Origin of the sequence: Pseudomonas sp. KBW05 (assembly GCF_003852405.1) — a bacterium.
Lineage (GTDB): Bacteria > Pseudomonadota > Gammaproteobacteria > Pseudomonadales > Pseudomonadaceae > Aquipseudomonas.
Map to the genome: position 1 here is coordinate 112,345 of NZ_QAJM01000020.1, position 23,638 is coordinate 135,982.

The window sequence follows — 23,638 nt, forward strand, 5'->3', positions numbered from 1 at the left end:
CAGCTCCCACAGGGGGGAGCTGTGGCGGTAATGTTTCTAAATTATACAAAGGGTGGGTTTTCCAGCCGATGTTTGAGCTGGTCCAGGGCAATCGTCGACAGTTCGATCATGCGGTCATGCAAGGTGGCCAGTTGCAATTCGGTTTCATAGACCAGCACGCGCTTGAACAGGGTGCCGTCGCGGTGGGGCTGCAAGAAGTAGTGAATCGAGCCGTCAACGGCCAGGGAGGTGAACACGGTCTTGAATTCGCTGGGGCGCCGGGCGATCTGCACGCGGTAGCTCATGGGCACGCGCACGCCCAGCAGGTCGATGTACTCGGTGAAGCGTGCACCGACGGGGAGGGAACCGAGGGTGCCGGTGTCGGCACTGAGGGAGGTGGGGTGCCATTCGTGCCAGCGATCTGGCTGGGTGACGTAGTCGTAGATGGCTTCGATAGGGGCCTGGATAAAGCGTTCTTGACTGATCCGCTCCAAGCGGACCGACTGCTCGACAGCGCGCATTGCACACCTCCTGTGTGGCGTTCTTAGCACTGGGAACTGTCAGAATAGTCCGACTCCCGTGCTTTGCACGGGAGTAAGCGAGCAATTGATCAACGGACTTTGAAGCGACTCATCAGGGCAATTACCCGGCCATTGGCGTCCAGCAGGCTTTGGGTATTGGTTTCGGTGGCGTGCCCGCTTTGCACCAATTCTTCGACCATATGGCGGATGTGTACCATGCTGCGGTTGATCTCCTCGGTGACCGCGCTTTGTTGCTCGGCGGCGGTGGCGATCTGCGTGCTGAGGTTGTTGATATGGCTGACCGAACCGGCCATCTCATCCAGGCCGGTGTTGACCCGGGCCGTCGCATCGGCCGCCGACTGGCAGCTGGCCTGGGTGTTTTCCATGGCCGCTACCGACGTGCTCACCCCGCTGGTCAAGCGCGCGAGCATCTCGTTGATCTGCGAGGTGCTGGCCTGGGTGCGTGCAGCCAGTGCGCGCACTTCATCCGCGACCACCGCAAAGCCACGGCCTTGTTCGCCAGCCCGCGCTGCTTCGATGGCGGCGTTGAGCGCCAGCAGGTTGGTCTGGCCGGCGATTGCGCCGATTACGCCGAGGGTTTCGGTGATACGCGCGGCGTCCTGGCGCATGTTTTCCACGCTGTGGGTGGCGCTGGACACTTCGCCGATCAAGGCGCTGACGCTGTTGGACGCTTCGCCCACCACCACGCGGGAACGGTCGGCGTGCTCGTTGGCACGTTGGGTAAACGCCGCGGTTTCGGCGGCGTTCTGCGCGACGGTGTCGGCGGTGGAGCTCATTTCGGTGATGGCGGTGACGGTCTGGTCGGTCTCCGAGGCGTGGCGTACCAGGATCTGGTTGGTCTGTGCCGAGGTCTGCTGCAACTGCGCAAGCCCTGACGACATGGCGGCGGTGGCCTGGGTTACTTCACCGATCATGTTTTGCAGGTAAACGATAAAACGGTTCACCGAATGGCCGATGGCCCCCAGTTCGTCCTCGGCGCGGATGGTGATGCGGCGCGTCAGGTCGGCATCGCCGGCGGACAGCGCGTCGATGTTGCTCTTGAGCGACTTCATGCGCTGTACCAGTTGGCGGATCGCGTAGACCTGCAACAGCACCAGCAACAACACCATGGGAATTTGCAGCAGGGCCAGGCTGCCCAGCACGTCATTGCGCTGGGCGGTGATCAGCGACGTGGGCAGGGCGGTGGCGAGGAACCACGGCGTGCCTTCGATCGGGCGCATATAGAAGGTGCTGGCGACGCCGCCGTTGTCGAACTCGCTGCGCTGCAACCCCTGGTTGCGCTGGGCCAGGGCTTTGCTGACCTGGGCGGCAAACGCCGAGGTGCCGGTCAGTTCGCTGATGTTCTTCAACACCACCGGGCCGCTGATGCGTGAGCTGTTGCTGATGATCTTGCCGTCGCCTTCGACGATGAGCATTTGCCCGCCGATGTCTTTTTCCTTGCTGGCCACCAGGTCATTGAAGAAACCCAGGGTCACGTCGATGGTCGCCACGCCATACGCGGCGCCGTCACGCTGGATGGCCATGGCGCAGTTGGTGCGCGGCTCCTGGCTGGCGTCGTCTTTATAAGCGGCAGCCCAGGCGCATTGGCCGCGCGGCGAAGCGAGGCCGCCTTTGTACCAGCTCTGGTCGTAGTAGTTCGGCGCGGGGTCGCTGTTCCAGAACGTGTTGACCGTCAGCTTGCCCGAGGCATCGCGGTGCCAGAACGTGCTGTGCTTGTTGCGCCCCGGGGTGCGTTGGTTGGGCAGCGGCCAGATGCCGCCGCCAAAGACTTTCAGCTCGCCATACTGATCCACCAGGCCCGGCAAGACCTTGTCGATGGCATCGCTGTCGAGCAGGGGAATGGTTTGGGTGATGGTGCGTTGCTGGGCCTGAACCTTGTTCAGTTCGCCCTGGATCTGTTCGGCCACTTCGCTGACGCGGTTGAGCACCACCTGTTCTTCGGTGTGCTGCAACTTGGGCGCGACCAACTGGCCGATGCCGACGACGGTCAAGACAAATAACACCAGGACGAACAGCACCAGAAACAGGGTATAGCGGGCTTGGATGGAGCGCAGTGCAGGCATGGGGGTCGTCCTTACGAAGCGTTTATTATTCACGCGGCTTTGTTAGAGCTTCGTAGGGTTATCGGCTTGTGTATCAGGAGCTTTAGGTACGATCGTGCAAGAAAATCGAGGCGCCGTTTGCCGGCGCCTCATTCTTGTGATGGTGCCGCCGTGTGAGGGTAGCAGCGCTGACTTTTGGCGTTACAGGCCGTAACCCTGCCGACTAGGGGTAAGCAGGTGGAATTTGCGTAGCGGCTTGCCCATTTCTTCATTCAGCGCGTTTTCTGTGAAGTGCTTCGGGTTGACCGTCGTGGGCGGGGTAGAGGGGTCATCATCGAGGTCAAAAGGTGTTGCGGTGTTGGGTATGCCGATAGCCTGGAACTCTTCATTGTGCGTCGAGTCTTTGCTGCTTGAGTCGGCCTTGGTGGACGGATCGTCGGCTTTGCTGCTCCCGCTCAGGAAGGTGCCCTTTGCGCCATTCCAGGCGTGGATTATTTCATGGTAGAGCCCTGTCACGGGGACGATCGTATTTCCGTTTTTTTCCTCGATGATTGACAGCGCATCGTAGTGAATGCGGGCGCGGTCAGCGCGAGAACCGGCTACGCCATTGGTGATTCGGCCAAAGCTCGACTCATCAATCTTTCCTTCACCCCCGGCTCTCAGAGCATCCAAGGCCTTACTACCAAACACGTACTCGCAGCTGCCAAACCCGATGGGCTTAATGGTGACCTTGCTGTCATGGGTGTCAGCGAGCGCATCCATCTCAGCGAGGACCTTCTGACCATTAGGCGAACTGCGCATGAACTCAAAATCATCGGCCACGCGTTGCTTGAAGTCTTCATCACCGGCTACCGTAAACCCCCGCTCGCCCGCGTTGCTGGTTGAAACGGGGGTAAATGACGAACCCACGTTACGGTTAAATTGATCGTTGATCTTGGCGTAAATGCGGTCATGAGCCTGATTTTTTCGTATCCGGTCCTGGCCTTTACCGGTATAAAATGTCGTGCGGTCATGCCCGACCAGATCATCATCACCGTTGCCACCGTGCAGGACACTATGCCCTTTGCCTGCGTAGAGTTGATCGTTGCCATTGCCCCCATCCAGGTAACTTTGCTTATGTTTGCCACCCGTGCCTGCATAAAGACGGTCGTTGCCATTGTTGCCATACATGACGCCGTTGCCGCTGCCGCCGATGAGGGTGTCATCACCGTCGTTGCCTTCTGCATACCCCAAGCCGCTGCCCAGGCGTAGCGTATCGTTACCAGCTCCACCGCACAGGCGGGATCGTCCGCCTCCCGCTTGAATATCATCGTCGCCGTCACCACCGTCCACATCGACACGAAGCATCACGTCCTGGTCGATCGTTATTTTGTCGTTACCACCCTTCGCGTCGATCCACAGCCCCAGTTGCGGGCCTTTTTTTGTCTCGGTATCAATCTTGAATACATTGCCGTTTACGGTGATCTGAATCTGCTTCCCAGGCCCTTTACTGACATGAATGACGTCATCGTCATTACCGGTTTTCACCACGATTCGGTTGTTCAAAATCGACGGCTCTCGGCCAGGTTTCCAGGAGACTTCATGGCTAATCTGGATATCGCCTTTGGTGTGCAGCACATGGTATTTATAATTCATGACCCCAGGCTTCAGGTCTTTTGGTGTGTCGTAGGGTGAGGGCGGAGGAGGGTTCTCAGAAGCGGAGGTGTGTCGTTGTTGTGATGCCGCTAAATATCCAAGGGCTGCGAGTATCATCATTAAACCTTGTTGTTGAACTTAGGAAAAGGTCTGGCAGCGCTATTGAGTTTTGCGCGTCAGGCTCGCAGATTCTGTGGGCGTAACGCGCATAACGTTCCCGGATACCGCAAGATGCTTAACGCTAAATGTTTCGACGGGGCCTGCTGCACTTGGCCTGTCCTACCTGCAGAACATCGAGGCCTTTAGCGAGATAACCTTTCAATACATCGCGATTTCTGTCGGCTTGTTCGTGGTGGTGATCAACGGCATATCGCGGTGCCAGAACGTGCTGTGCTTGTTGCGCCCCGGGGTGCGTTGGTTGGGCAGCGGCCAGATGTCGCCGCCGAAGACTTGTAGGGCGATCGGCTTGGGTATCAGGATTTTTAGGTACGTTCGTGCAAGAAAATCGAGGCGCCGTATGCCGGCGCCTCATCTTTATATGTCCAGCATCGCCATGACCGCTTCGGGATAACGCAGGCCGGCGGTTGCCTGTGCCGGGAAGATCGCTTCCAGCGCGGCCAATTCGTCAGGCGCGAGGGTGATCGACAGGGCCTTCACGTTTTCTTCCAGGTATTTACGCTGCTTGGTCCCCGGGATCGGGATGATGAAATCGCCCTGGGCCAACACCCACGCCAGCGCCAGTTGCCCGGCTGATACGCCTTTGTCCGCCGCCAGCGCCTGCACCTGGTTCACCAACAGCAAGTTTTTCGCAAAGTTTTCGCCCTGGAAGCGCGGGCTGAAACGGCGGTAATCATCAGCCGCGAAATCCTCCGGGCTGTTCAACGCGCCGGTGAGGAAGCCCCGGCCCAGTGGGCTGTACGGCACGAAGGCGACACCCAGGCGCTGGCACGCCGCGAGGCAGCCGTTGTCTTCCTGGTCGCGGCTCCAGAGCGAATATTCACTTTGCAGGGCGCTGATGGGATGGACCTTGTGCGCCCGTTCCAGGGTGGTAGCGGAGGCTTCACTCAAGCCCAGGTAGCGCACCTTACCCTGGGTGACCAGTTCGGCCATGGCGCCGACGGTTTCTTCGATGGCCACGTCGGGGTCGATGCGGTGTTGGTAGTAGAGGTCGAGGGTGTCCACGCCGAGGCGGCGCAAGGTGCCGTCGATGGCCGCGCGGATGTACTCGGGGCGCCCGTTGACGCCGCGCAGCGCAGGGTTGGCCGGGTCGCGCACAATGCCGAACTTGCTGGCCAGGAACACCTGGTCACGCTTGCCGGCGATGGCTTGGCCGATCAGGCTTTCGTTGGTGTGCGGGCCGTAGATGTCGGCGGTGTCGAGGAAGTTGACCCCCAGTTCCAAGGCGCGGTGCAGGGTCGCGATGGCCTCCTGGGTGTTGGTGCCGGTGGTATAGAAATCGGTCATGCCCATGCAGCCGAGGCCGATGGCGCTGACATGGGGGCCGTTTTTGCCGAGTTGACGGGTGTGCATGGGTGTCGCTCCTGGGTGGGATAGGACGCTATTGTTATCCTCGACAAAACCTGGATAAACCGGCTAAAACCGCTATCACTATTCGTAAATTCCAAATAATCGACGGGGAAGGGTGCCTTTGGACCGTTTTAATGCGATGCGCGTGTTTACCCGGATCGTCGAATTGGGTGGCTTCGCCAAGGCCGCCGACAGCCTGCAACTGCCGCGCGCGTCGGTGACGGTGCTGATCAAGCAGTTGGAAGCGCACCTGGGTGTGCAGCTGTTACAGCGCACCACGCGACAGGTCAGCCCGACATTGGACGGTGCGGCGTACTACCAGCGCTGTGTGCGTTTACTGTCCGACCTTGAGGAAACCGAGGCGGTATTTTCCGCCAGCCGCCAGCACCCACGAGGCACCTTGAGCGTGGACATGCCCTCAGGCATCGGGCGTTTTATCGTGATCCCGGCGCTGCCCCAATTTACCGCGCGTTACCCGCAGATCGAATTGGAGATCGGTCTCAATGACCGCCCGGTGGACCTCATCCGTGAAGGTGTGGATTGCGTGCTGCGCGGTGGTTTGGCGCTGGATGAATCACTGGTGGCGCGGCCTTTGGCGATGATGGAACAGGTGACCCTGGCCAGCCCCGCTTACCTCGAACGCATGGGGGTGCCCACCTCCCTTGACGAACTGGTGGCCCATCACCAGATGGTCGAGTACGTTTCCAGCACCAGCGGCAAACGTTTTGGCCTGGAGTTCCAGCTGGGCAGCGAACTGCGCGCGATCAACCTGCCCAAGCGTATCGCAGTCAACAGCGCCGATGGGTACTTCGCGGCGTGCGCGGCCGGGTACGGCCTGATCCAGGCACCGCATTACCACGCCATGCGTCAATTGGCCGAGGGCACGTTGGTGCCGGTGTTGGCCAAACTGCCGGTGCCGGAAATGGCGCTGACGGCGTTGTACCCGCCGCACCGCCAGTTGTCCCAGCGGGTGCGGGTGTTTGTGGATTGGCTGGTGGAGTTGTGCGCATCCCCAGGCCTGGGATTGCGCCGATAACGTCAGCGTCAGGCAAGCCAAAGTGCGTCATCGCCTGTAATATGGGACCTTGCCGACCCTGGCTCATCCCTGGCAAGGGCGATGGGCTTGGCGTGTGTCGGCGATACACAGTGGCTACATTCTCAAGATTCAGGAACTGTCATGACCCAAAAGCAACGTTTGAAATATTCAATTCTGATCGCCCTGACGGTACTGGCGACGATGTTTGGCCTGTCCTACCTGCAGAACATCGGGGCCATCAGCGAGAAAACCTTCCAGTACATCGCGATTTCCGTCGCCGTGATCGTGGTGGTGATCAACGGCATCATGCGTCGCAAGGTCAAGCCTAACTTCTGAGTCAGGCGCGGCCTTCGAGCACTTTGGCAGCCTCTGCATGGAGGCTGTAGCTTTTATCGGCATTGAGGGTGATCACGCCCTCGCTGCACAGGCGCTTGAGCACCTCACGCACGCTGAGAAACGACAACGGAATGCCCAGCTCCAGCAAGTGGCTGTGCACGCCGCGTACCCCGAGGGTGCGCTGGTTGTCGGCGGCCGTGAGCAGGGCGTCGATGACCTTCAGCCGGATCAGGCTGGTGCGCAGGCCAAAATACTTGAGCAAATGGCGAATCCGTTGGTTGCCTTGCTGTTCCGGCGCCTTGCCGAAGGCGTGGCCGGCGTTGCCAAACGAGGCCTCGGCGGCGGGTGAATGTCCATCCGTGGGCAGTTGCGAGTTGTACATGCAATAAAACTCCTTATCAGAGCCTGATCAGGAAAATGAGCGCTCTTAGTTAATAAGACGAACGAGCAGCCGAAATCATGAAGTTTTAGATGTGTAAATTTCGTCAGTATCGGATTTGTCACAGCGACAAAGCCTGCGTGTGCCTAAATTGTTCCCGGTCAATTGCGTCCTTACGGTGGGGTAGCTGCCCCTTGCGAGGGTGTTCAATTTGACTGTGGAGTGGGTGTGATTATTTCCAACGGGTTGTCCAGGGTGTGTGTGGCGGGTGTGTTGCTGGGCTTGAGCCTGGGCGCATCGGCACGGGAGCAGGTGACGCAGGCGTCGGCGCAGATCCAGCGCACCGGCTTTGGCGTGCCCCATATCCGCGCCAATGATGAGCGTGGTTTGGGCTACGGCATCGGCTATGCGTATGCCCAGGACAATATGTGCCTGCTGGCCAATGAAGTGGTGACGGTGAGTGGCGAACGTTCACGCTTCTTTGGCCCGGAGCAGGCGACGCTGGAAGAGCGCAACAACCTGGCCAGTGACGTGTTTTTCACCTGGCTGAATACGCCGCAGGCGGTCGCCACCTTCTGGAACGCGCAAACGCCGCAGATCCAGCAGCGGGTCGAAGGCTACGTGGCGGGGTACAACCGTTATTTGAAAGAACACGGCGCGCCGGCACAGTGCCAGGCCGCGTGGATGCGCGCGATCACGGCTGAGGACGTGGTCAAGCTGACCCGCCGCTTGCTGGTGGAGGGGGGCGTGGGCCAATTCGCCGAAGCGCTGGCGGGGGCAACGCCGCCTGGTGTTACCACCGGCGTACAGGCCAGCGCCCAACGCTTCGAAGTGGCAGAGGCCAATCAGCAGCGTTTTGCTCTGGACCGTGGCAGCAACGCAGTGGCAGTAGGCCGTGACCGCTCGTTCAATGGCCGTGGCATGTTATTGGCCAACCCGCATTTCCCGTGGGTCGGTGGCATGCGCTTTTATGAGATGCACCTGACCATTCCCGGCCAGTTGGACGTGATGGGCGCCGCATTGCCGGGCTTGCCGGTGATCAACATTGGCTTCAACCAGCATGTGGCCTGGACCCATACCGTCGATACCTCCAAGCATTTCACCCTGTACCGCCTGACTCTGGACCCCAAGGATTCCACGCGTTACCTGCTGGACGGCAAATCCCTCCCGCTGGATAAAACCACGGTAACCGTCCAGGCCAAACAACCCGACGGCAGCCTCAAGGCCTTGTCCCAGACGCTTTACAGCTCCCAATTCGGCCCAGTGGTGCAATGGCCCGGCAAGCTGGACTGGGACAACCACTACGCCTTCAGCCTGCGCGACGCCAACCTCGGCAACGACCGCGTGTTGCAGCAGTGGTACGCAATGAACCGCGCCGCCAGCCTCAAGGAGCTGCAAACCTCGGTGCATACCCTGCAAGGCATCCCGTGGGTTAACACCTTGGCCGCCGACGACCAGGGCCAGAGCCTGTACATGAACCTGTCGGTGGTGCCGAACGTCAGCCAGGCCAAGCTCGCGCAATGCAGCGACCCGCGCGCCGGCCTGCAACTGATCGTGCTCGACGGCGCCCACAGCGCCTGCGCCTGGGACATCGACCCGCGCGCAGCCCAGGCCGGCATCTTCGCCGCCGACCAGCTGCCGCAACTGGAACGCAGCGACTATGTGCAGCATTCCAACGACTCGGCGTGGCTGGCCAACCCCAAGGCGCCGCTGACCGGGTTCTCGCCGGTCATCAGCCAGGACCACATCGACCTGGGCCCACGTGCACGCTTCGCCGTGCAACGCCTGCAATCCCTGGAGAGCAAGCCGATCAGCGTCACCGACCTGCAACATATGGTGATGGACAACGAGGTCTACCTGGCAGGGCTGGTCATGCCAGACCTGCTGGCGTTCTGCGCCAAACACCTGGGCGCCGACGCGGCTGCGCTGCAACCGCTGTGCACCAGCCTGAAAACCTGGGACCAACGCGCCAACCTCGACAGCGGCCTGGGCCTGGTGCACTTCATCAACCTGATGGAGCACCTGCAGCAAATGCCCGACGCCTGGCGCGTGGCCTTCGATCCGACGCAACCATTGACCACGCCACGCGGCCTGGCCATCGACCGCGAAACTGTCGCCAAGGCCCTGCGCGAGGCGATGCTTGCTTCCGTGGCGGATGTAAACAAGTTGGGCCTGACCGCCAACAGCCGTTGGGGCGATATCCAGGTCAGCGGCCAAACCCCGATCCATGGCGGCCCGCAGGCACTGGGCATCTACAACGCCATGCAAACCGTCCCACGTGCCGACGGCAAACGCGAAGTGGTCAGCGGCAGCAGCTACCTGCAAATCGTCACCTTCGACGACAACGGCCCCCAGGCCCAAGGCGTGCTGGCGTTCTCCCTGTCCAGCGACCCAGCGTCCAAGCACGCCAAGGACCAGACCCAGGCCTTCTCCGAGAAAAAACTCCGCCCGCTGCCGTTCACCGAAGCCCAGATCAAGGCCGACCCGCAATACCAGCAGCTCCAGATCAAGGAGTAGGGCAGGCGCGCAACCCCTTGAAAGCGCTGCGAAATATTTTTGAAATCAAGGGGTTGCACGCATTGGCAAATACGTACATAATGGCGCCCATCGAACGCAACGAAGCATTAAAAACTTCAATGTATTCAATGAGTTAGAGTAGAGGCAGGCTTCATTAGCCCACTCAAGTTTGCATGCGGTGAGTGCCAGTGACTAGGGCATTGATCGTTTGAGGCCGAGTAGCAAAATGGTTATGCAGTGGATTGCAAATCCACCTACGCCGGTTCGATTCCGACCTCGGCCTCCACTCTTAAAGCCCCGTAGATCAATGGTCTACGGGGTTTTTTATTGCCTGCGATTTATGAGCCATTCCGCAACTTTCGAGAGGCCTTCCGCAACCACCCTCCTTTATGACCACAATTTAGGGGGGGCAGCATCAGGCGCGAGGAGGCTATCGTTCATTTTCAGAGAGACGCCCAAGCATTAGAAAATGATATATTCGGGCGCGTAGAGATAAATTCATACTGGTATGCCGGACCCTGATTTTCGCGGTTGGCATGTTGCGTGGGAGGGGGAGTGATATGTCAAGTATGTTGTTGGGGTTGCTTTCTTCTGAAACATTCAAAAGGAATAATAAGGTTTTAGAAGAGCACTTCAAAGATGGTGTTGATGAATTGTCCGCGCTACTAAAGTGCCACTTGCTAATCGAACAAAATCTCAGAGACTTCTGCAATGCGAGCGTTCTTAATCCGTCTCATCTTAAAGGTAAGCGATTTCAGTTTTCTCATGTTGTGAGCTTGGCAAGGGCGCTCATAGAAGAGCCTAAAGACCTCGATGTTAGCTGGATGTGGGGCGCGATAGATCTTTTGAATGGCCTAAGAAACAGCTATGCGCATGAGTTGGATCCGAACCTATTACTGATTGAAGAAAAAAAGAATAAACTCATAAAGCTTTTGTCTCCCATGATTAAGGATGAACCCCTGTATAAGGGAGTTGACGTTCCGCTAAATGTGTACCTGGGGATCCTAATTGGAGCGTTGTCTGGGTATTTGTTTTTTATTCTAGAAACACGCGGTGGCCTGAAGGGATGACTACGAATTTAGCTCTCGGTTTTTGGCCTCAAACGTAGTTAGCCCATCAAGCTTTTTTAGAATTGATTTGATTACTTCGTGGGCTTTACGATCTCGCCAACTCTTCGGTAAACCTTCTTGGTCATCTCCTCTGTGGAGTGTCCTAGTAATCGGCTGGCATGTCCCAGCTCGATCTCACTGGCAGCTTTCGGGCGGATGTCCTTGAACTGGAACTGGCGAATCAGTACGGCCAGGGCAGAGTCCCCATCGGCTCCGGCCTTAATGGCCGCGTTCTCGCGTGCTTCATCCCATCGATTGCGCAGCATCTGCTGACTCATCCGCAGGCCGGACGTGTTGGTGATGAGCCTCGATGTTTTGATGCCCTTGAGTGCACGTCGCTCTTGGAGATCATCAATAAAGGCACTGAGCCCGGATTGCACGCCCTCATCCTCCAGCCGTAGGCGGAGTTTCTTCGAGGTCTTGCCTTGTTTGACCATCAGGAAACCCGCGTTCAGGTCGGTGGTGGCGACCTTGAGTACGTCAGCGGGTCGCTGGCCAGTTAGATAGGCCAGGTCCATGGCGTCTTTGAGTTCCTGCGGCGCCTGATCATAGACGGCATTCCAAACGATCTCACCGGCGTAGTAGTCACGCGGGGTTTCTTTGTTGCGGCGCAGGCCGAAACACGGGTTTGCCTTGTCCGTCAGACCCCATTCCCGGGCGAACGTGAACATAGTTGATAGAAGCGCGATCTCTCGGTTGGCACGCACCTTGGCCTTCCTCGCGTCGCGGTATTGAGCAATGATCTGTGGTGTCATAGCGTCGAGTGGGGCGCCGCTGAACGCCTTTTTCAGCTGTCGGAGACCTTTCTGATAGTCGTCCTGAGTGCCCTTGGTCAGCTTGGGCATCACTTTCTTTTCGTACTCTTCGAACAGTCGGTCTATTAGGTGCGCAGGAGACGGCACTGCTTTGCGCTCCAGGCGCGCCCATTCAACTTTTGCGTCGTCAAGGTCACTGCCCAGGGGGATCTCTTTGCGTTTGCCTTCGGCGTCCCTGCCGTTGTAGTAGTACCCGATCCAGATTGTTCCGTTCTTTCGTTTCTGGCGGCGGCGGATCATGCGCGGGGGCAAATCCCGGTTTGCTGTAGATTTCTGGCGCATTGATTAACTCACGTTCGCCAGGTCGAGTGACCAAGTTTCGGCGACCGCATTTACCGCAGAGGGCTTAACGCCTGCCAGTTTCAGGCGGGCGTATACGCGACCCACGATAGGGCGGTGTGCGCCTGTCAGGACAAACTCCCAGCGGTTGGTGGTCAGCCACAGGATTTGCTTGGACGGGATCTGATAACCGGTGATGGTGGCCAGCTCTTCGTCGGCTAGGGTTTCGCTTTGAAATTCCATCATCATGCCTCCGATACCAGTGCGTTTTTGAACTGTGCAGCGAGATGCCAAGGCGTCCAGTAACCATCGTCCATTTGAACGGCGAGAGGTTCCGTCGGGCCATTCCAGCGCAGCCCATACCGAGGTAGCCCATAGCCCTCAGGCGGTCGCGGCGGTAGATCAGGTTTAAGCCCTCGTAGGTGTTCGTTTTCGGCGATCAGGGCCAGAATGGCCGCTGGTGTAGCGGCCTCAATAAAGTCGCGATAGGGCTTGGGAATCGCCAGTAGGGGCGTACCATCCATGCTCTTTACGGCGCTCAGCACATCGCCGTCACGCAGGCCATGATCTAGATTGCTGGTGAGCCGCAGCACTGAATTGCTGGTCCACCAGCTCCATTCGACTCCACCGGCAGCCATTGCCGCTGATTTAAGTACGTCGCTCATGCGGCCTCCCGATGCTGCACAGTGAGTTGCCATGGATCATTCGCCAGTGCTAGCGCTGCCATTGGCGGTGGGCTTACGCTGTTCCCGCACATGTGCACCTGCTGGCTGATGTTGAAGGGCTTGCCGTCGGCGCCGTGGGTGATGACGTAGCTGGTGGGGAAGCCTTGGGCCTTGTACAGCTCTGCCGGTTTGAGCATCCGCAGGCAGATGTCGACGATCACGTACGGCGTGCCTTTCACCATCACAGTGACCAGGGCCAGGCGGTCCTTGGTGGTGATGGTGGGTGCCGGTGCATCGCAGGCGCTGACGTTCTCGGTGCCGTAGTAGCTGATCAGGAAGGCGGCAACGCGCAGGGCTCCGGCTTCGTGTTCCGGCGAGAGGGTGAGCGACACCAGCGAGCTCTTGCCACCGCCACCGGCAGTGATGGTCGGTGCCGGATCATCCAGGCCCAGGCCAACGCTCCCGCCGATTGCCCGTTCCATGAAGGCGCTGACCAAGCCGTGGTGCTGGCCGCCGGCACTGATGGTGTGCAGCGGGTCATTGGCGTCCCGTGCATCACAGTTGCCACGCATGTGCACCAGGTGCGCCGTCGCCAACTGCTGCTGGCTGCCGGTGTTGGTCACCGTGGTCATCGGGTCGCGGATGTCCTTGGCGTGCACGGTGTTGAACCCGCCGTTGGCCTGGATCATCACCGCAGTGCTGACGGACTGTCCGCCGCCGCTGGCAGTGACGGTGCCCACCGGGCCGCAGATGTCGTTAACCCCGTGGGAGCGGCGCTTGGTTGCACCGGAACCCTCGCCGTGCCCGGCCTGGACAATGCAGGCTGATGCTACCGCGCGGTGGCTTCGGGTCATTAGCGTTCCCATTGGCTGGTCCGCCGATACCGGGTGCCCGGCATACACCGGCCCGCCGGCCCCAACCATTACTGGGCTGATCAGCGTCAGCTCACCGCGATTCGCGCAGGTCACCGTCGGCAGTGGGTCGAGCGGATCATTGATCCGGTCGCTGCCCTGGTGCGTTGCCGGTGCGATCACCGGGCTCACCACCGAGAAAGCGCCGCCCTTGGGATAGGAGGTGATCGTGCGCAGCGGCTCGCCGGCGGACTGCACCGACTCACCCGACCAGTTGGCGATAGGCACAATGAACGGCGCGGGGCTGTCGATGACGAATTTCTTCATGCCCTTGGCGACGCGGCGCAGGGTGGCGTCGGCCAGGTCTTTCTTGCGGCCGAAGATGCTTTTGCCAAGGTCGGTGAAGTCGATGCAGTCAGCGGCTGTCTTGTACTTCTGCTGACCCTTGACCGGGTTCTTTGCGTGGGTAGCCTCAGGCCATACCACCGGCCGGCCATCGCACCGGGCAATCATGAACAATCGTTCCCGGCTGGTCGGCGCGCCGAAGTCGCACGCTTTGATCACCTTCCACTCCACCACATATCCCATGCCTTCCAGCAGGGCTACGAAACGGCGCCAAGTGCGGCCGCGCTGTTTCGGGTCCGGTACCAGGAACTGGTTCGACACCGACACTTGCTCGCCGGGTTCGGCCACCCTGTTGGTGGTTTTCCCTTTCTTGGTTGGGTGCGGCACCTGGTCCAGCGTTACCACCCGGCCGGTGGCCTTGTCGCGTTTGGCGATCAGTCGGCCCCATTGCAGGATCTGCTTCACGTTCTCCAGGCTGATCACCCGTGGCCGCTTCATGCCTGCCCACTTGAGGCCGATCCACGACAGGTTGCGGATCTCGCGCTTGCGCGGCTGACCGCCGGCTGCCTGGCTGTGATGCGTGCAGTCCGGCGACATGTGGAACCAGCCCACGGCCTTGCCGCCGCACTCAGTATCGGGGTCGCCCTCGAAAACATCCGTGGTGAAGTGCTGCGCCCCGGGGTGGTTCATTGTGTGCATGCTGATCGCTTGGGAGCTGTGGTTCTTCGCGACATTGACGGGGCGGCCTAAACCCATCTCCAGGCCGGTGCCTGCGCCGCCGCCACCACAGAAAAAGTCCACGACGATTTCGTCATCTTGTGCGTCGAAGCCCAGGCCGTATTGGGTTTTGAAGTCGAAGGGCTGCTTATTGGATGTTTTCATGCCGCATCTTCCGCATTCAGTTGCGCGGGATAGGCCGCTAGCCACATCTTCGCGGCGAAGGCAGTCAGTTGGCGGCGCTGTTTGTTCACTTTCGTCACCATGGCTTCTGTGCCAGGGAACGCCTGCCAAGTCGCCACGGCCAGGCCCAATGATGTAGTTATCTTGGTCATCAGTTCATGGTCAGCAATGGTGCAAGACGGCGAGCTGGCATGCTGTTGGCGAGCAAGCCTCACTCCACGGTCAAAGCCGCGCGCGTATGCTTTGTTGGCTGCTCGGTACAGGAAAAATCCGGTTGCAAGCCAGCCGGCTAGAAGGCCGATGGAGATGATGTAGGTTTCGATTTGCATGTGCTGTGCCTCGATAAGAGCCCGCCGCCGGACAGTTTTGGTGAGAGGACGGCGGCGGGGTGTTGCAGTGGTGGTTAACCCAGGTTGAAGCTGCCGATGGTCAAGGTCGCGGAGCCGCCGACTTCTTGTTGAACGACTTGCTTGAACTCTTGGGCCAGGTCTTCGCGCAGTTGCGCTTCGCCAATCCAGCGCAGACGCAACGCTGGCTTATCGCCGCCGGTCAGCACGGCTACGCGGAGGCGGATCGTGCGCGAGTCCAGCCCTTCGTACGGCGGCGTGGTGAACAGAAACTCAGCTGGCAGACCTTCCGAGGACTTGGCCTCGATCTGATCCATGGCCGAGCGGGACGCGCTCAGGTCGCCTACGACGTGCTCGCTTTTACGGGCCTGCTCGATGCTGATGGAGCGGATGGCGCCAGCTGCCTTGGTCAGTGGGATGTCCTTGTCATCGGCGTCCAATGCTTTCAGGTTTGGCGCCCAATCCTCGATCCAATCACTGAGGTCTTTCTGGGCGTGCGTACGTTGTGCCGCGTGCTCAAGTGCCAGGAATGCAGCGGTTTTTTTCAGCGTGAGTGTGGCGTTGTAGTCGCCGTGGCCCGGTGTTTCGGCATCGCCGAGGTTGAAGTACACGGTGCAGGCCATCGCGTCGCCGTCTACGAAGCCTACGGCGGCCGGACCTTTGGCGGCGACCACGTAGTCGGCGAAGTCTTTCAGCGAATGAGTGGCCAAAGCACCACGGAAGCGGCTGCGCAGTTCCTGGAACTTCTCGATGCTATGCAACTTCACGTCCACTGGCAGGGCCAGCACTGGAGTGAAGGTGCCCAGCGATTTTGCGTGGGCCAGCAGGGCGGTGTCTTGAATCAACTGAATTGCTTTGGCTTCCATTGGATCTAGTTCCTGTTTTGGTGAGAGGTATGGAGCGGTGTAGCGTTAGGACTTGGCGTGAATCGGTGCGGCTTCGCGGTTGAACAGCTGATCCGCGTGGGGTGTCTCGGGGAACAGCGTGAGGCAGCCGCCGGAGCCGACATGCATAGGCGTGTCGAGGGTGGTGTCTTCGCTGCGGCTTCCGCGTTTGGTCGGTACCTTGTAGGCGAGCTTGTGGTTGACGGTCACCTGGTGGCTGTCGGCGATTTGCTTCATGGTGAAGGTGAGCGTGACGGTGCCGACCTTCTTGTTGTCAACGACGCCGGCCGCGACCTCCGAGAGCGCGTGACCTATTTGGCTGGCGAAGACGCCGGCGTTGAGTTCGCCAATAAAGTCGGCGGTATTGGTAGCTTTCATGTGCTGTGCCTCAGTGATGAGTTGCTGTTTGCCCCTGGTCGGCAGGGGCTACCGTTTGAATCAGGCCGCTTGCTTCGTCGCCTGGGCGTCGAGGTAGTCGGCCAGGTCGTGCAGGTAAACGACTGGCTTGGCGCGGGTCGAACAGTGCAGGCGCTTGACCACCAGCTTGATCCGACCTGCCTTGATTTCGCTCAGCAGGTAGCGGTCGGTGCGGATGTGCGTGAAGTACTGTTCACGCACGGCGGTCAGCGATGGGCACGGTGTGGCGAACTGGCGCCGGAGTTGTTCCAGGGTGGTGGTCACGCGGGTTCCTCCCCATGCCCCTCCTTTTGGGGCACCAGCTTGAGGCGGATCAGTTCGGCGAGACCTTCTTTGCTCTTGCCCTTGGCCGCTGCCAGCACGTTGCCCTTGGCGTCTGCGACTACGGCGCCATATGGGTATTCCGGGCACTTGACCGGGGTTACGTAGACCACCTGGTCGTCGGAGATGACGGCATCCACGCAGCGGAATACTTCGGCCAGTTCGACCGACACGCAGGGCAAGGCCTCAAGTAGTGCGACAGCTTCGGCCGAGGCGCCAATCAGCGTGGCGCGGCTGATTACCGTTGGATGGTTGAGGTACATCGGCACCAGTTTCAGTGCGCCTACAGCGGCGTTGATGGCGTTCGGCTTCATGCTGCGGCGTCCTTCTTGGTGATGGTGATGTTCAACTTCTTGGCGATCCACTCGACACCGGCTTCCTTGACCATCACCACGGAGTAATGGGTGTAGTTGCGGAGTGTTGGATTCCAGCGGCAGCGCGGGTCGGAGAACAGGTAGCCGCGCTCGCGGTGTGCGCTGGCCAGGTCGCCGGACGAATTCAGCACGCCGAGTGCCCGCAGCCTGGTGCGGAAGGCACGGGGCTTGAGCCCGAGCAAAGCGGCGGTTTGATCCAGGGTACGGTTCATGACGCTGTCCTCAGGCTGATAGCTTTTCGGCGCGCGGGTGGCGCTCGCGAATCATGAGGAACACCTCGTCCAGCGAGCGCAGGAACTCATCAACTGTGCCGTTGTTGCGCAGGATCAGGTCGTCCTGGCGAACGGCTACACCGGCCTCGCTAATGTGCGGGTTCACCGCTTGCGCGTCGTTGCGGCCGATGTGGATGATGGTGCCGCCCCGGCGGCGAATGAGGTCCGCCTCGTTTTCGAAGCGCACGTCGCTGACGACGAAACCGAGTACTGCGCCCAGCGCTTTCGTCATGTAATCGAGGTTCTGTTCGGCGAGCTTCACCCAGATATCCGGGTGTACAGTGTTGCGTGCCCACTCTGTACCCATCGACTGCATCAGTTGACGGGGCGAGCGGCCCAGCCAGGCCAGAGGCTGTTCCTTGCGGTCGCCTTCAAAGTCGCTCGGGTCGAGATTGAAGATCGCCATCAGACCGTCGCGAAGCGGATCAGCGAAGGCGTAGTGCTCCAGCAGGTACGTGCCAACCAGGTGTTCAGCGGCAGTCGACTTGCCGGAGCGTGCGCGCCCAGTGAGACCAATCAGAAGAGGCTTCATGCTGCATCGCCTCCCCAAGGGCCCTGGTCGTCAGCGATGACAACTGCGGGGGCGTTGGACATGGTGACGCGACCGAGGTTAACGATGACCAGCAGGCCGGTACTGCGCTGGATGCGCTCAACGGCGGCTGGACTGGTGGCGGCTGCCGGGTGGAGATACACCGGGCAGCGATTGTTGTGCTGTGTTGTTTGCATGGCTCGTAACCTGTGGTGAGAGGAGTACGAGCCAAAATTAGCAATAGCTAAATTATAATGCAATAGCAGATGCTAAATTAGTTTGGTGCCAGAGCTACTCGGTTTGGGGTACATCCCAATACACGCGAATAGCGCCATCGTCTTGAAAAGTGACGTGCACACCATCGGTCTCTGTAATCGCTTCTATGATCTGATCCCAATCTTCCTGTGCCTCATCTGGTGCTTTCGAGATGATCGCGGCGTGTGCCTTCTGGGCGGCGGGGGCATTTATTATTTTCTGTAGCCGCGCGCCGAGCAGCTCGATGGACGTGGTTGGGGCGGGGCTTTTGGGGTTGGGCTTTGCCATAGGATCCTCCTTGGTTGCTGTATGTTCATACAGTATGTCGAGAGGATTCCTACGGCAAGAAAAAAAGAGCACATATGTACTCTTTACGGTGAGAGGCAATAAAAAGCCCGCATAAGCGGGCTTCTATCGTCGGGCGTTCAATCACAGTTTTTTAGCATTCCAAACCAGCAAAACTCGGGCTTGGATATGGACCTTTTCAAGGTCAGCGCCCTCAATCATGATCGCTGGATAAACAGGATTATCAGAGATCATGCGTAAGGAGCCGCCAGTTAGGCGCTGCAAACGCTTTATGAAAAGATCTCCGTCCAGTGTGAAAACGTACACCGCGTCAGTTCTTATATCCGTGATACCGCGATCTACAAGCAGGGAATCGCCGTCGCGGAACGTACCATTCATGCTGTCGCCGTCGCCGGTAATGATGGCCAGGTTTTCAATCCCGGAGAACGCGAGGCCTTGGGTTTTGATCCAGTCTAGGTGGACCGTAATTTCGCGTATGACCTCGATCTGATGATCGGGCGGTACATTGCCTGATCCCATTGACGCGGCGACATCGAGGTGCGGGATGGTTACAAACCCCAGAGACTCCATCACCTTCTTTTTACCAGGCAGTACAGGGTGGACCGAATTGACATCGGTCTCGTCACCAACCGGCTGAGTAGGCGCTACAAGCGTTCCAGGCGCGAGTTGGATCTTTGCCTCAAGCGAGGACGCGGCTTTCTCACCGAGCTTCCTGTGGCCTGTTAATAGCTGCGACAAATAGGACGCGTCCAACCCGTGCTGATTGGCAAAGTCCTTCTGTGTGAGCCCTGCCATTGCGTGGCGTAGAGCCTTAATGCGCTGTTCGTAGATATCCATTTCTCATGATCGCTTGACGTTAGCAAACAGTAAATTACGGTTTGCTATTGCTGTGCTGATTAGCAATTGCTAATCTGCGTATCCAGAACGGAGGTGCACATGACTCTGCACGAATTTTTGAAAGGTCTTAACAAGACGGATCTAGAGGCGTTCGCGAGCAAATGCGACACCTCGGCAGGACAGCTTCGGCAGGTCGCATATTGCAATCGCCGAGCAAGTGCGGCTCTCGCAGTCAACATTGAGCGTGAGTCCAAAGGGGCTGTGGTCTGCGAAGTGATGCGCCCGGATATCGATTGGGCGTACCTGCGCGGTTCTGAAGCGGCTTAAACAGGTGCCGGAACTGGGGCCTCTCACCACAAGATTTCCCCAGTCCGGCTACGACGACATACAGCACATGCACATCGGTCGTGGTCGTAGGATAGGGCGTGCCCGTTTCTATGACTAGACCGTAAACGGGGAATTTACGGTTATGAGTCGAACAGAACAGTCACCGGCCATCGCGCCGGTTCTTTCACTTCGCAAGGCAATCTATCGCGCAGCGCATGACTTCCATGGCGGTGTCACCGCACTGGCGCTCGATATGGTCATGGACTACGACAGCCTGCAAAAGAAGGTCAAGCACGACTTCGAACAGCGCTGGCTTGATCCTGATGAGTTGGAAGAGGTGATACGCCTGACGGCCAACCCCTTGTTGCTGGATGCCTTGATGCGGCCCGCAGGGATGGTTTGGTACAAGCCGGAAGCGGCGGCGCCGACCAAGGAAGCCTTGCTGGCTGTCAGCAAGGTGTTGCACCAAACAGGCCTTTTTGTTTCCAGCATGCATGAAGGTGCTGCCGACAACATTTGGGAGCCACACGAGGTTGAATGCCTGGAGAAACACGGCGCCGACGTGATCCGCGCGGTTCTGGGCATTATGGCCGGGGCCAGGGAAGCGATGGAGGCCCGCCAGAATGTCTGATGATATCGATATGGCCAACGAAGCTGCCGAACGCTTCCGCCTGCACGCATTGGCGTGCCGTCCGCGCCCGACGTGCTCTGTCAGCGCGCAGTTCTGTGAGGACTGCGACGAACCCATCCGTTACTTCGTCAACAGACGATCCAGGGTTGTGCAACCTGCGTCAGTTGCCAGGGGTTGCGGGAGCGGCGGCGATGAGTGAGCAATCCACTGGCACTGCAATATCGTCCTGGGCTCGCCGCTACATCGAAACCTTTAACCTTGCCCTGGTGCCGATTGACCCAGGCGAGAAGGCACCGAAGGGCAAGGGCTGGAACAAACCGGGCGGTTACATTACCGACCCGGCAGCCGCCGAAGCATTCTGGCAACGCAACCCCAACCACAACCTAGGCGTCGTGCTCGGGCCTAGCCGTGTCTGCTCGTTGGACGTGGACGATGTGCAGTGGACGCGGTTTGTGTTGTTTGACCAGATGGGCCTCGATCTGGATGCCATGGCGGTGGTTTATCCGACCATCGTGGGTAACCCGTTGCGATTTCGTGTGCTGTTCAAGATGCCCGATGACATCGACCTGACGCGTCACTCGCTTTCCTGGCCCAACGAGAAAGACCCAGACGGATCGATTCACAGGGGGCTATTGGCTCGGGCCAAGGCCGCGAAAGAGCAGGGCGATACTGTCGGTGAGGAGGCAGCCCAGGCAGAAGCCGACGAATACAAGCGCTTCACGGTGTTTGAACTGCGTGCGGGCCTGGTGCAGGACGTGTTCCCGCCATCGATCCATCCGGGCACTGGCAAGCCGTATACCTGGCGCACGCCGCCGAGTGCCGCTGATGGTCTGCCGGTGCTTACCAACGAACTGCTGAATATTTGGCAGAATTGGGATGTCTTCAAGCGCAATGCCGAGGCCGCGTGCCCTTGGGCCCCTAAGCCCAAGAAGCCCGCCGCGAAACCAATCAAGCGCGCTCCACCCGCAGACGGCAAACCCTCAGTGATTGATGAGTTCAACCGCTGTCACGATGTGGAAGAGCTATTGCGTGCCCATGACTACATCAAGCGCGGCAACAAATGGCTGTACCCCCATAGCAGTACCGGGCTACCAGGTGTGACGGTCACCGACCGCAAGGTCTATTCGCACCACGGCGCGGACCCGCTGGCCAACGGTCACCAGAATGACGCTTTTGAGGTGTTTTGCCTGCTGGACCATGATGGCGACCAGTCCAAGGCGGTGAAGGACGCGGCCCGAATGCTGGGCATGCAGCACGCCCCACGCCCAGCCCCACAAGATCTTCCCCCGCCCCCATCGGCGGATGCCAGCGTGCAGGACTCTGGCGAGCCGGCCTGTGAGGCAGCTCCTGCTGCTGACGGGGGGGCGGGGGAGGTGCTGACCTATGAGCAAGTGCTCCGGCGTTATGTGTTGGTTGAGGGCACCACTCAGGTGTGGGATCTCGACAAGTCGCGGGTTATGAAGAAAACCGCTTTTGAGGCCCGCGTCGGTAAGCCGTTGGCGAAACAGTGGATTGACGACACGAGTAAAAAGCTGATCTCTGACGACAAGGTTAAGGAGATCGAGCAGGCCCGCAAGATGGCCGGCAAGAAGGGCGGTGCGCTCAACCTGGAGCCGATTGAACGCTATGTGTACATCGACGGTACCAAGGACGTTTGGGACCGGGAGAAGAAACGCCGCGTTGCCGAAGGCGCCGTCAAGATGGCCATCGGTGATATGTACGGTATGTGGTTGAACAGCCCGGAGCGGCGCGTGGTCGACGTGGAGAATATCGTGTTCGACCCGACTATGACCAAAGACCCCAACCTTTACATCAATACGTTCGACGGGTTGCCTATGGAGCCAGCCCGTGATGACGCCGCGTGCGAGAACCTGCGGTGGTTGATCTCGTTTCTGTGCAACCACGATAAATCGTCGAACGATTGGCTGGTGAAGTGGTTGGCGTACCCGTTGCAGCACCTGGGCGCGAAGATGGATACGGCGGTGCTGGCTCACTCGACCATGGAAGGCTCGGGCAAAAGCCTGCTGTTCGCCGATGCCTTCGGTTTACTTTACGGCCAGTACGCCGCCACGGTCGGGCAGACGCAGCTCGAAAGCAACTTCAACGCGTGGCAAAGCAGAAAACTGTGGGCAGTGTTTGAGGAAGTGGTCAGCCGTGACCAGCGTTACAACCAGGTGGGCAAGATCAAGCACCTGGTCACCGGCAAGACGGTGCGCATGGAATCGAAGTTTATCAACGGTTGGGAAGAAGCCAACCACATGAACGCCGCGTTCCTCAGCAACGAGATCATGCCCTGGCCCATCGCGCCAAGTGATCGCCGCATGTTGGTGTTGTGGCCGATGGAGACATTGCCGGTCGAGCGACAGAAGGCCGTGGGCCGTGAGCTGGAAAATGGTGGTGTGGCGGCGCTGTATGCGTGGTTGCTTGCCGTTGACCTGGGTGACTTCGACCAGCGTACCAGGCCGCCCAGCACTGATGCGCGTGAGCGGTTGGTGGCGTTGAGCCGGGCGAGTTGGCAGACTTTTCTGTTCCTTTGGCAATACGGCGAGTTGGGGCGTGATATGTGGGGCGCCTGTCTATCCACCGACATTTACGCGATGTTCCTGGAGTGGTGCCACCGCAACAAAGAGCACGTGATGAGCCAGACGAAGTTCTCGTTGTTCATCAGCTCTGAGGTGGACAAGACCCGTGCGATCCCCTGGACCGACGGCAGCAATCGCAAGTTCGGGGCGTTCTTCTTTCCGCGCGATGACCAGGCTTCCCAGCCCCCATCACTCAGTTCGGCCGATCTGGGCAAGGCGGTGGTCGCTTGGCGGGCTGCGGCGCGCCTGGCGGGCTGGAACGTCGATAACTGGGATCACATCAAGGCGGCAGCGGCATGAATCCGACCAAAAGTGTGTTGGGTGTGTTGGGTGTGTGTTGGGTTGGTTTTCGATACCCCACACAATTTCAAGCCTTCTATCTCGCGGCTTTGAGCCATGTGTGTTGGGTGTGTTGGGTTTGTCGTCGCGCGCGCGCATGGGCGACATTATTTAACTCAATGGCAGCAAGATTTTTTTCTCATGCGAGAACCGTTAAACCCAACACACCCAACACACTCAACACAGTTTGTTTAAAGCTATTGAATTTAAAGGGTTTTAGCTGTGTTGGGTTTGTGTTGGGTACGGTGTTTTTTGTGTTG

General features: G+C 59.1%; 26 protein-coding genes, 1 tRNA gene and 1 pseudogene. 9 read left to right on the forward strand and 19 right to left on the reverse strand.

Annotated elements, in window-relative coordinates; all coding sequences use genetic code 11:
- Positions 1–41: 41 nt before the first annotated feature.
- The 4 genes from DBR46_RS20495 to DBR46_RS20515 form a co-directional block, all read right to left on the reverse strand.
- Complete coding sequence (locus DBR46_RS20495) at positions 42–500, reverse strand: SRPBCC family protein (RefSeq protein WP_124527644.1); 459 nt, start codon at positions 498–500, stop codon at positions 42–44.
- An 89-nt stretch (positions 501–589) separates the two neighbouring features.
- On the reverse strand, positions 590–2,584 hold the full coding sequence (locus DBR46_RS20500; protein ID WP_124527645.1) for a methyl-accepting chemotaxis protein: 1,995 nt from the start codon (positions 2,582–2,584) through the stop codon (positions 590–592).
- Positions 2,585–2,764: 180 nt separating this feature from the next.
- Positions 2,765–4,198, reverse strand: coding sequence for a M91 family zinc metallopeptidase (locus DBR46_RS20505; RefSeq protein ID WP_256659346.1), 1,434 nt, complete (start codon positions 4,196–4,198; stop codon positions 2,765–2,767).
- Positions 4,199–4,732: 534 nt separating this feature from the next.
- The gene (locus DBR46_RS20515; RefSeq protein ID WP_124527647.1) at positions 4,733–5,728 is read right to left on the reverse strand and encodes an aldo/keto reductase; all 996 of its coding nucleotides are present in this window, start codon (positions 5,726–5,728) and stop codon (positions 4,733–4,735) included.
- 118 nt (positions 5,729–5,846) lie between these two features.
- Between DBR46_RS20515 and DBR46_RS20520 the strand changes: the two genes are divergently transcribed.
- Both DBR46_RS20520 and DBR46_RS20525 read left to right on the forward strand, forming a co-directional pair.
- Positions 5,847–6,761 (forward strand): LysR family transcriptional regulator, encoded by a 915-nt coding sequence (locus DBR46_RS20520; protein ID WP_124527648.1) that lies wholly within the window; start codon positions 5,847–5,849, stop codon positions 6,759–6,761.
- Positions 6,762–6,902: 141 nt separating this feature from the next.
- Positions 6,903–7,097: a hypothetical protein gene (locus tag DBR46_RS20525; protein ID WP_124527649.1), complete on the forward strand. Its 195-nt coding sequence runs from the start codon at positions 6,903–6,905 to the stop codon at positions 7,095–7,097.
- 1 nt (position 7,098) lies between these two features.
- Here DBR46_RS20525 and DBR46_RS20530 read toward each other — a convergent pair whose 3' ends face one another.
- A complete protein-coding gene (locus DBR46_RS20530) occupies positions 7,099–7,479 on the reverse strand; it encodes a fe2+ zn2+ uptake regulation protein (protein ID WP_124527650.1) in 381 nt (126 codons plus the stop codon).
- 225 nt (positions 7,480–7,704) lie between these two features.
- Between DBR46_RS20530 and DBR46_RS20535 the strand changes: the two genes are divergently transcribed.
- The 3 genes from DBR46_RS20535 (at position 7,705) to DBR46_RS20545 (ending at position 11,063) form a co-directional block, all read left to right on the forward strand.
- The gene (locus DBR46_RS20535; RefSeq protein WP_124527651.1) at positions 7,705–9,993 is read left to right on the forward strand and encodes an acylase; all 2,289 of its coding nucleotides are present in this window, start codon (positions 7,705–7,707) and stop codon (positions 9,991–9,993) included.
- 212 nt (positions 9,994–10,205) lie between these two features.
- Positions 10,206–10,279, forward strand: a tRNA-Cys gene (locus DBR46_RS20540).
- 274 nt (positions 10,280–10,553) lie between these two features.
- Positions 10,554–11,063, forward strand: a complete 510-nt coding sequence (locus tag DBR46_RS20545) for a hypothetical protein (protein WP_124527652.1) — start codon at positions 10,554–10,556, stop codon at positions 11,061–11,063.
- A 71-nt stretch (positions 11,064–11,134) separates the two neighbouring features.
- On the opposite strand, the gene DBR46_RS20550 is transcribed toward DBR46_RS20545, so the two are convergent.
- From DBR46_RS20550 to DBR46_RS20615, 14 genes are all read right to left on the reverse strand, one after another.
- The gene (locus tag DBR46_RS20550; RefSeq protein ID WP_124527653.1) at positions 11,135–12,199 is read right to left on the reverse strand and encodes a tyrosine-type recombinase/integrase; all 1,065 of its coding nucleotides are present in this window, start codon (positions 12,197–12,199) and stop codon (positions 11,135–11,137) included.
- 3 nt (positions 12,200–12,202) lie between these two features.
- Complete coding sequence (locus tag DBR46_RS20555; RefSeq protein WP_124527654.1) at positions 12,203–12,439, reverse strand: DUF4224 domain-containing protein; 237 nt, start codon at positions 12,437–12,439, stop codon at positions 12,203–12,205.
- 2 nt (positions 12,440–12,441) lie between these two features.
- The gene (locus tag DBR46_RS20560) at positions 12,442–12,861 is read right to left on the reverse strand and encodes a hypothetical protein (RefSeq protein WP_124527655.1); all 420 of its coding nucleotides are present in this window, start codon (positions 12,859–12,861) and stop codon (positions 12,442–12,444) included.
- Positions 12,858–14,939 carry a DNA cytosine methyltransferase gene (locus tag DBR46_RS20565; RefSeq protein WP_124527656.1) on the reverse strand — a complete coding sequence of 694 codons (2,082 nt, stop codon included), beginning with the start codon at positions 14,937–14,939 and terminating at the stop codon, positions 12,858–12,860. Before DBR46_RS20565 ends, DBR46_RS20560 begins: the two co-directional genes overlap by 4 nt.
- Complete coding sequence (locus DBR46_RS20570; protein ID WP_124527657.1) at positions 14,936–15,286, reverse strand: hypothetical protein; 351 nt, start codon at positions 15,284–15,286, stop codon at positions 14,936–14,938. The genes DBR46_RS20565 and DBR46_RS20570 overlap by 4 nt, the downstream gene beginning before the upstream one ends.
- A gap of 74 nt (positions 15,287–15,360) precedes the next feature.
- Positions 15,361–16,170: a DUF2303 family protein gene (locus DBR46_RS20575; protein WP_124527658.1), complete on the reverse strand. Its 810-nt coding sequence runs from the start codon at positions 16,168–16,170 to the stop codon at positions 15,361–15,363.
- Positions 16,171–16,215: 45 nt separating this feature from the next.
- The gene (locus tag DBR46_RS20580) at positions 16,216–16,566 is read right to left on the reverse strand and encodes a hypothetical protein (RefSeq protein ID WP_124527659.1); all 351 of its coding nucleotides are present in this window, start codon (positions 16,564–16,566) and stop codon (positions 16,216–16,218) included.
- 60 nt (positions 16,567–16,626) lie between these two features.
- A complete protein-coding gene (locus tag DBR46_RS20585; protein ID WP_124527660.1) occupies positions 16,627–16,869 on the reverse strand; it encodes a pyocin activator PrtN family protein in 243 nt (80 codons plus the stop codon).
- On the reverse strand, positions 16,866–17,240 hold the full coding sequence (locus tag DBR46_RS20590) for a hypothetical protein (RefSeq protein WP_124527661.1): 375 nt from the start codon (positions 17,238–17,240) through the stop codon (positions 16,866–16,868). Before DBR46_RS20590 ends, DBR46_RS20585 begins: the two co-directional genes overlap by 4 nt.
- The gene (locus DBR46_RS20595; protein ID WP_124527662.1) at positions 17,237–17,512 is read right to left on the reverse strand and encodes a hypothetical protein; all 276 of its coding nucleotides are present in this window, start codon (positions 17,510–17,512) and stop codon (positions 17,237–17,239) included. Before DBR46_RS20595 ends, DBR46_RS20590 begins: the two co-directional genes overlap by 4 nt.
- Before the next feature lie 10 nt (positions 17,513–17,522).
- Positions 17,523–18,104: a deoxynucleotide monophosphate kinase gene (locus tag DBR46_RS20600; protein WP_124527663.1), complete on the reverse strand. Its 582-nt coding sequence runs from the start codon at positions 18,102–18,104 to the stop codon at positions 17,523–17,525.
- Entirely contained in the window at positions 18,101–18,298 is a 198-nt protein-coding gene (locus DBR46_RS20605; protein ID WP_124527664.1) for a hypothetical protein, read from the reverse strand. The genes DBR46_RS20600 and DBR46_RS20605 overlap by 4 nt, the downstream gene beginning before the upstream one ends.
- A gap of 94 nt (positions 18,299–18,392) precedes the next feature.
- Positions 18,393–18,644: a DUF1654 domain-containing protein gene (locus tag DBR46_RS20610; protein ID WP_124527665.1), complete on the reverse strand. Its 252-nt coding sequence runs from the start codon at positions 18,642–18,644 to the stop codon at positions 18,393–18,395.
- A gap of 141 nt (positions 18,645–18,785) precedes the next feature.
- The gene (locus DBR46_RS20615) at positions 18,786–19,499 is read right to left on the reverse strand and encodes a LexA family transcriptional regulator (protein WP_124527666.1); all 714 of its coding nucleotides are present in this window, start codon (positions 19,497–19,499) and stop codon (positions 18,786–18,788) included.
- 99 nt (positions 19,500–19,598) lie between these two features.
- Between DBR46_RS20615 and DBR46_RS20620 the strand changes: the two genes are divergently transcribed.
- The 4 genes and pseudogenes from DBR46_RS20620 to DBR46_RS20635 all read left to right on the forward strand — a co-directional run bounded on the left by DBR46_RS20620 (position 19,599) and on the right by DBR46_RS20635 (position 23,339).
- A complete protein-coding gene (locus DBR46_RS20620) occupies positions 19,599–19,826 on the forward strand; it encodes a YdaS family helix-turn-helix protein (protein ID WP_065908188.1) in 228 nt (75 codons plus the stop codon).
- 142 nt (positions 19,827–19,968) lie between these two features.
- Complete coding sequence (locus tag DBR46_RS20625) at positions 19,969–20,457, forward strand: phage regulatory CII family protein (protein WP_124527667.1); 489 nt, start codon at positions 19,969–19,971, stop codon at positions 20,455–20,457.
- Positions 20,450–20,652: pseudogene (locus DBR46_RS20630) on the forward strand (transcriptional regulator). The gene DBR46_RS20625 and the pseudogene DBR46_RS20630 overlap by 8 nt, the downstream one beginning before the upstream one ends.
- On the forward strand, positions 20,649–23,339 hold the full coding sequence (locus tag DBR46_RS20635; RefSeq protein WP_124527668.1) for a bifunctional DNA primase/polymerase: 2,691 nt from the start codon (positions 20,649–20,651) through the stop codon (positions 23,337–23,339). Before DBR46_RS20630 ends, DBR46_RS20635 begins: the two are co-directional and overlap by 4 nt.
- The last annotated feature ends 299 nt before the right edge of the window (positions 23,340–23,638 follow it).

What these genes read in the sequence shown, in the direction of transcription:
- DBR46_RS20615 (WP_124527666.1), bottom strand. Translation starts at nt 19,499, where the DNA reads ATGGATATCTACGAACAGCGCATTAAGGCTCTACGCCACGCAATGGCA.
- DBR46_RS20625 (WP_124527667.1), top strand. Translation starts at nt 19,969, where the DNA reads ATGAGTCGAACAGAACAGTCACCGGCCATCGCGCCGGTTCTTTCACTT.
- DBR46_RS20600 (WP_124527663.1), bottom strand. Translation starts at nt 18,104, where the DNA reads ATGAAGCCTCTTCTGATTGGTCTCACTGGGCGCGCACGCTCCGGCAAG.
- DBR46_RS20545 (WP_124527652.1), top strand. Translation starts at nt 10,554, where the DNA reads ATGTCAAGTATGTTGTTGGGGTTGCTTTCTTCTGAAACATTCAAAAGG.
- DBR46_RS20550 (WP_124527653.1), bottom strand. Translation starts at nt 12,199, where the DNA reads ATGCGCCAGAAATCTACAGCAAACCGGGATTTGCCCCCGCGCATGATC.
- DBR46_RS20605 (WP_124527664.1), bottom strand. Translation starts at nt 18,298, where the DNA reads ATGCAAACAACACAGCACAACAATCGCTGCCCGGTGTATCTCCACCCG.
- DBR46_RS20555 (WP_124527654.1), bottom strand. Translation starts at nt 12,439, where the DNA reads ATGGAATTTCAAAGCGAAACCCTAGCCGACGAAGAGCTGGCCACCATC.
- DBR46_RS20515 (WP_124527647.1), bottom strand. Translation starts at nt 5,728, where the DNA reads ATGCACACCCGTCAACTCGGCAAAAACGGCCCCCATGTCAGCGCCATC.
- DBR46_RS20595 (WP_124527662.1), bottom strand. Translation starts at nt 17,512, where the DNA reads ATGAACCGTACCCTGGATCAAACCGCCGCTTTGCTCGGGCTCAAGCCC.
- DBR46_RS20575 (WP_124527658.1), bottom strand. Translation starts at nt 16,170, where the DNA reads ATGGAAGCCAAAGCAATTCAGTTGATTCAAGACACCGCCCTGCTGGCC.
- DBR46_RS20500 (WP_124527645.1), bottom strand. Translation starts at nt 2,584, where the DNA reads ATGCCTGCACTGCGCTCCATCCAAGCCCGCTATACCCTGTTTCTGGTG.
- DBR46_RS20590 (WP_124527661.1), bottom strand. Translation starts at nt 17,240, where the DNA reads ATGAAGCCGAACGCCATCAACGCCGCTGTAGGCGCACTGAAACTGGTG.
- DBR46_RS20635 (WP_124527668.1), top strand. Translation starts at nt 20,649, where the DNA reads ATGAGTGAGCAATCCACTGGCACTGCAATATCGTCCTGGGCTCGCCGC.
- DBR46_RS20530 (WP_124527650.1), bottom strand. Translation starts at nt 7,479, where the DNA reads ATGTACAACTCGCAACTGCCCACGGATGGACATTCACCCGCCGCCGAG.
- DBR46_RS20580 (WP_124527659.1), bottom strand. Translation starts at nt 16,566, where the DNA reads ATGAAAGCTACCAATACCGCCGACTTTATTGGCGAACTCAACGCCGGC.
- DBR46_RS20570 (WP_124527657.1), bottom strand. Translation starts at nt 15,286, where the DNA reads ATGCAAATCGAAACCTACATCATCTCCATCGGCCTTCTAGCCGGCTGG.
- DBR46_RS20525 (WP_124527649.1), top strand. Translation starts at nt 6,903, where the DNA reads ATGACCCAAAAGCAACGTTTGAAATATTCAATTCTGATCGCCCTGACG.
- DBR46_RS20565 (WP_124527656.1), bottom strand. Translation starts at nt 14,939, where the DNA reads ATGAAAACATCCAATAAGCAGCCCTTCGACTTCAAAACCCAATACGGC.
- DBR46_RS20620 (WP_065908188.1), top strand. Translation starts at nt 19,599, where the DNA reads ATGACTCTGCACGAATTTTTGAAAGGTCTTAACAAGACGGATCTAGAG.
- DBR46_RS20505 (WP_256659346.1), bottom strand. Translation starts at nt 4,198, where the DNA reads ATGAATTATAAATACCATGTGCTGCACACCAAAGGCGATATCCAGATT.
- DBR46_RS20560 (WP_124527655.1), bottom strand. Translation starts at nt 12,861, where the DNA reads ATGAGCGACGTACTTAAATCAGCGGCAATGGCTGCCGGTGGAGTCGAA.
- DBR46_RS20610 (WP_124527665.1), bottom strand. Translation starts at nt 18,644, where the DNA reads ATGGCAAAGCCCAACCCCAAAAGCCCCGCCCCAACCACGTCCATCGAG.
- DBR46_RS20495 (WP_124527644.1), bottom strand. Translation starts at nt 500, where the DNA reads ATGCGCGCTGTCGAGCAGTCGGTCCGCTTGGAGCGGATCAGTCAAGAA.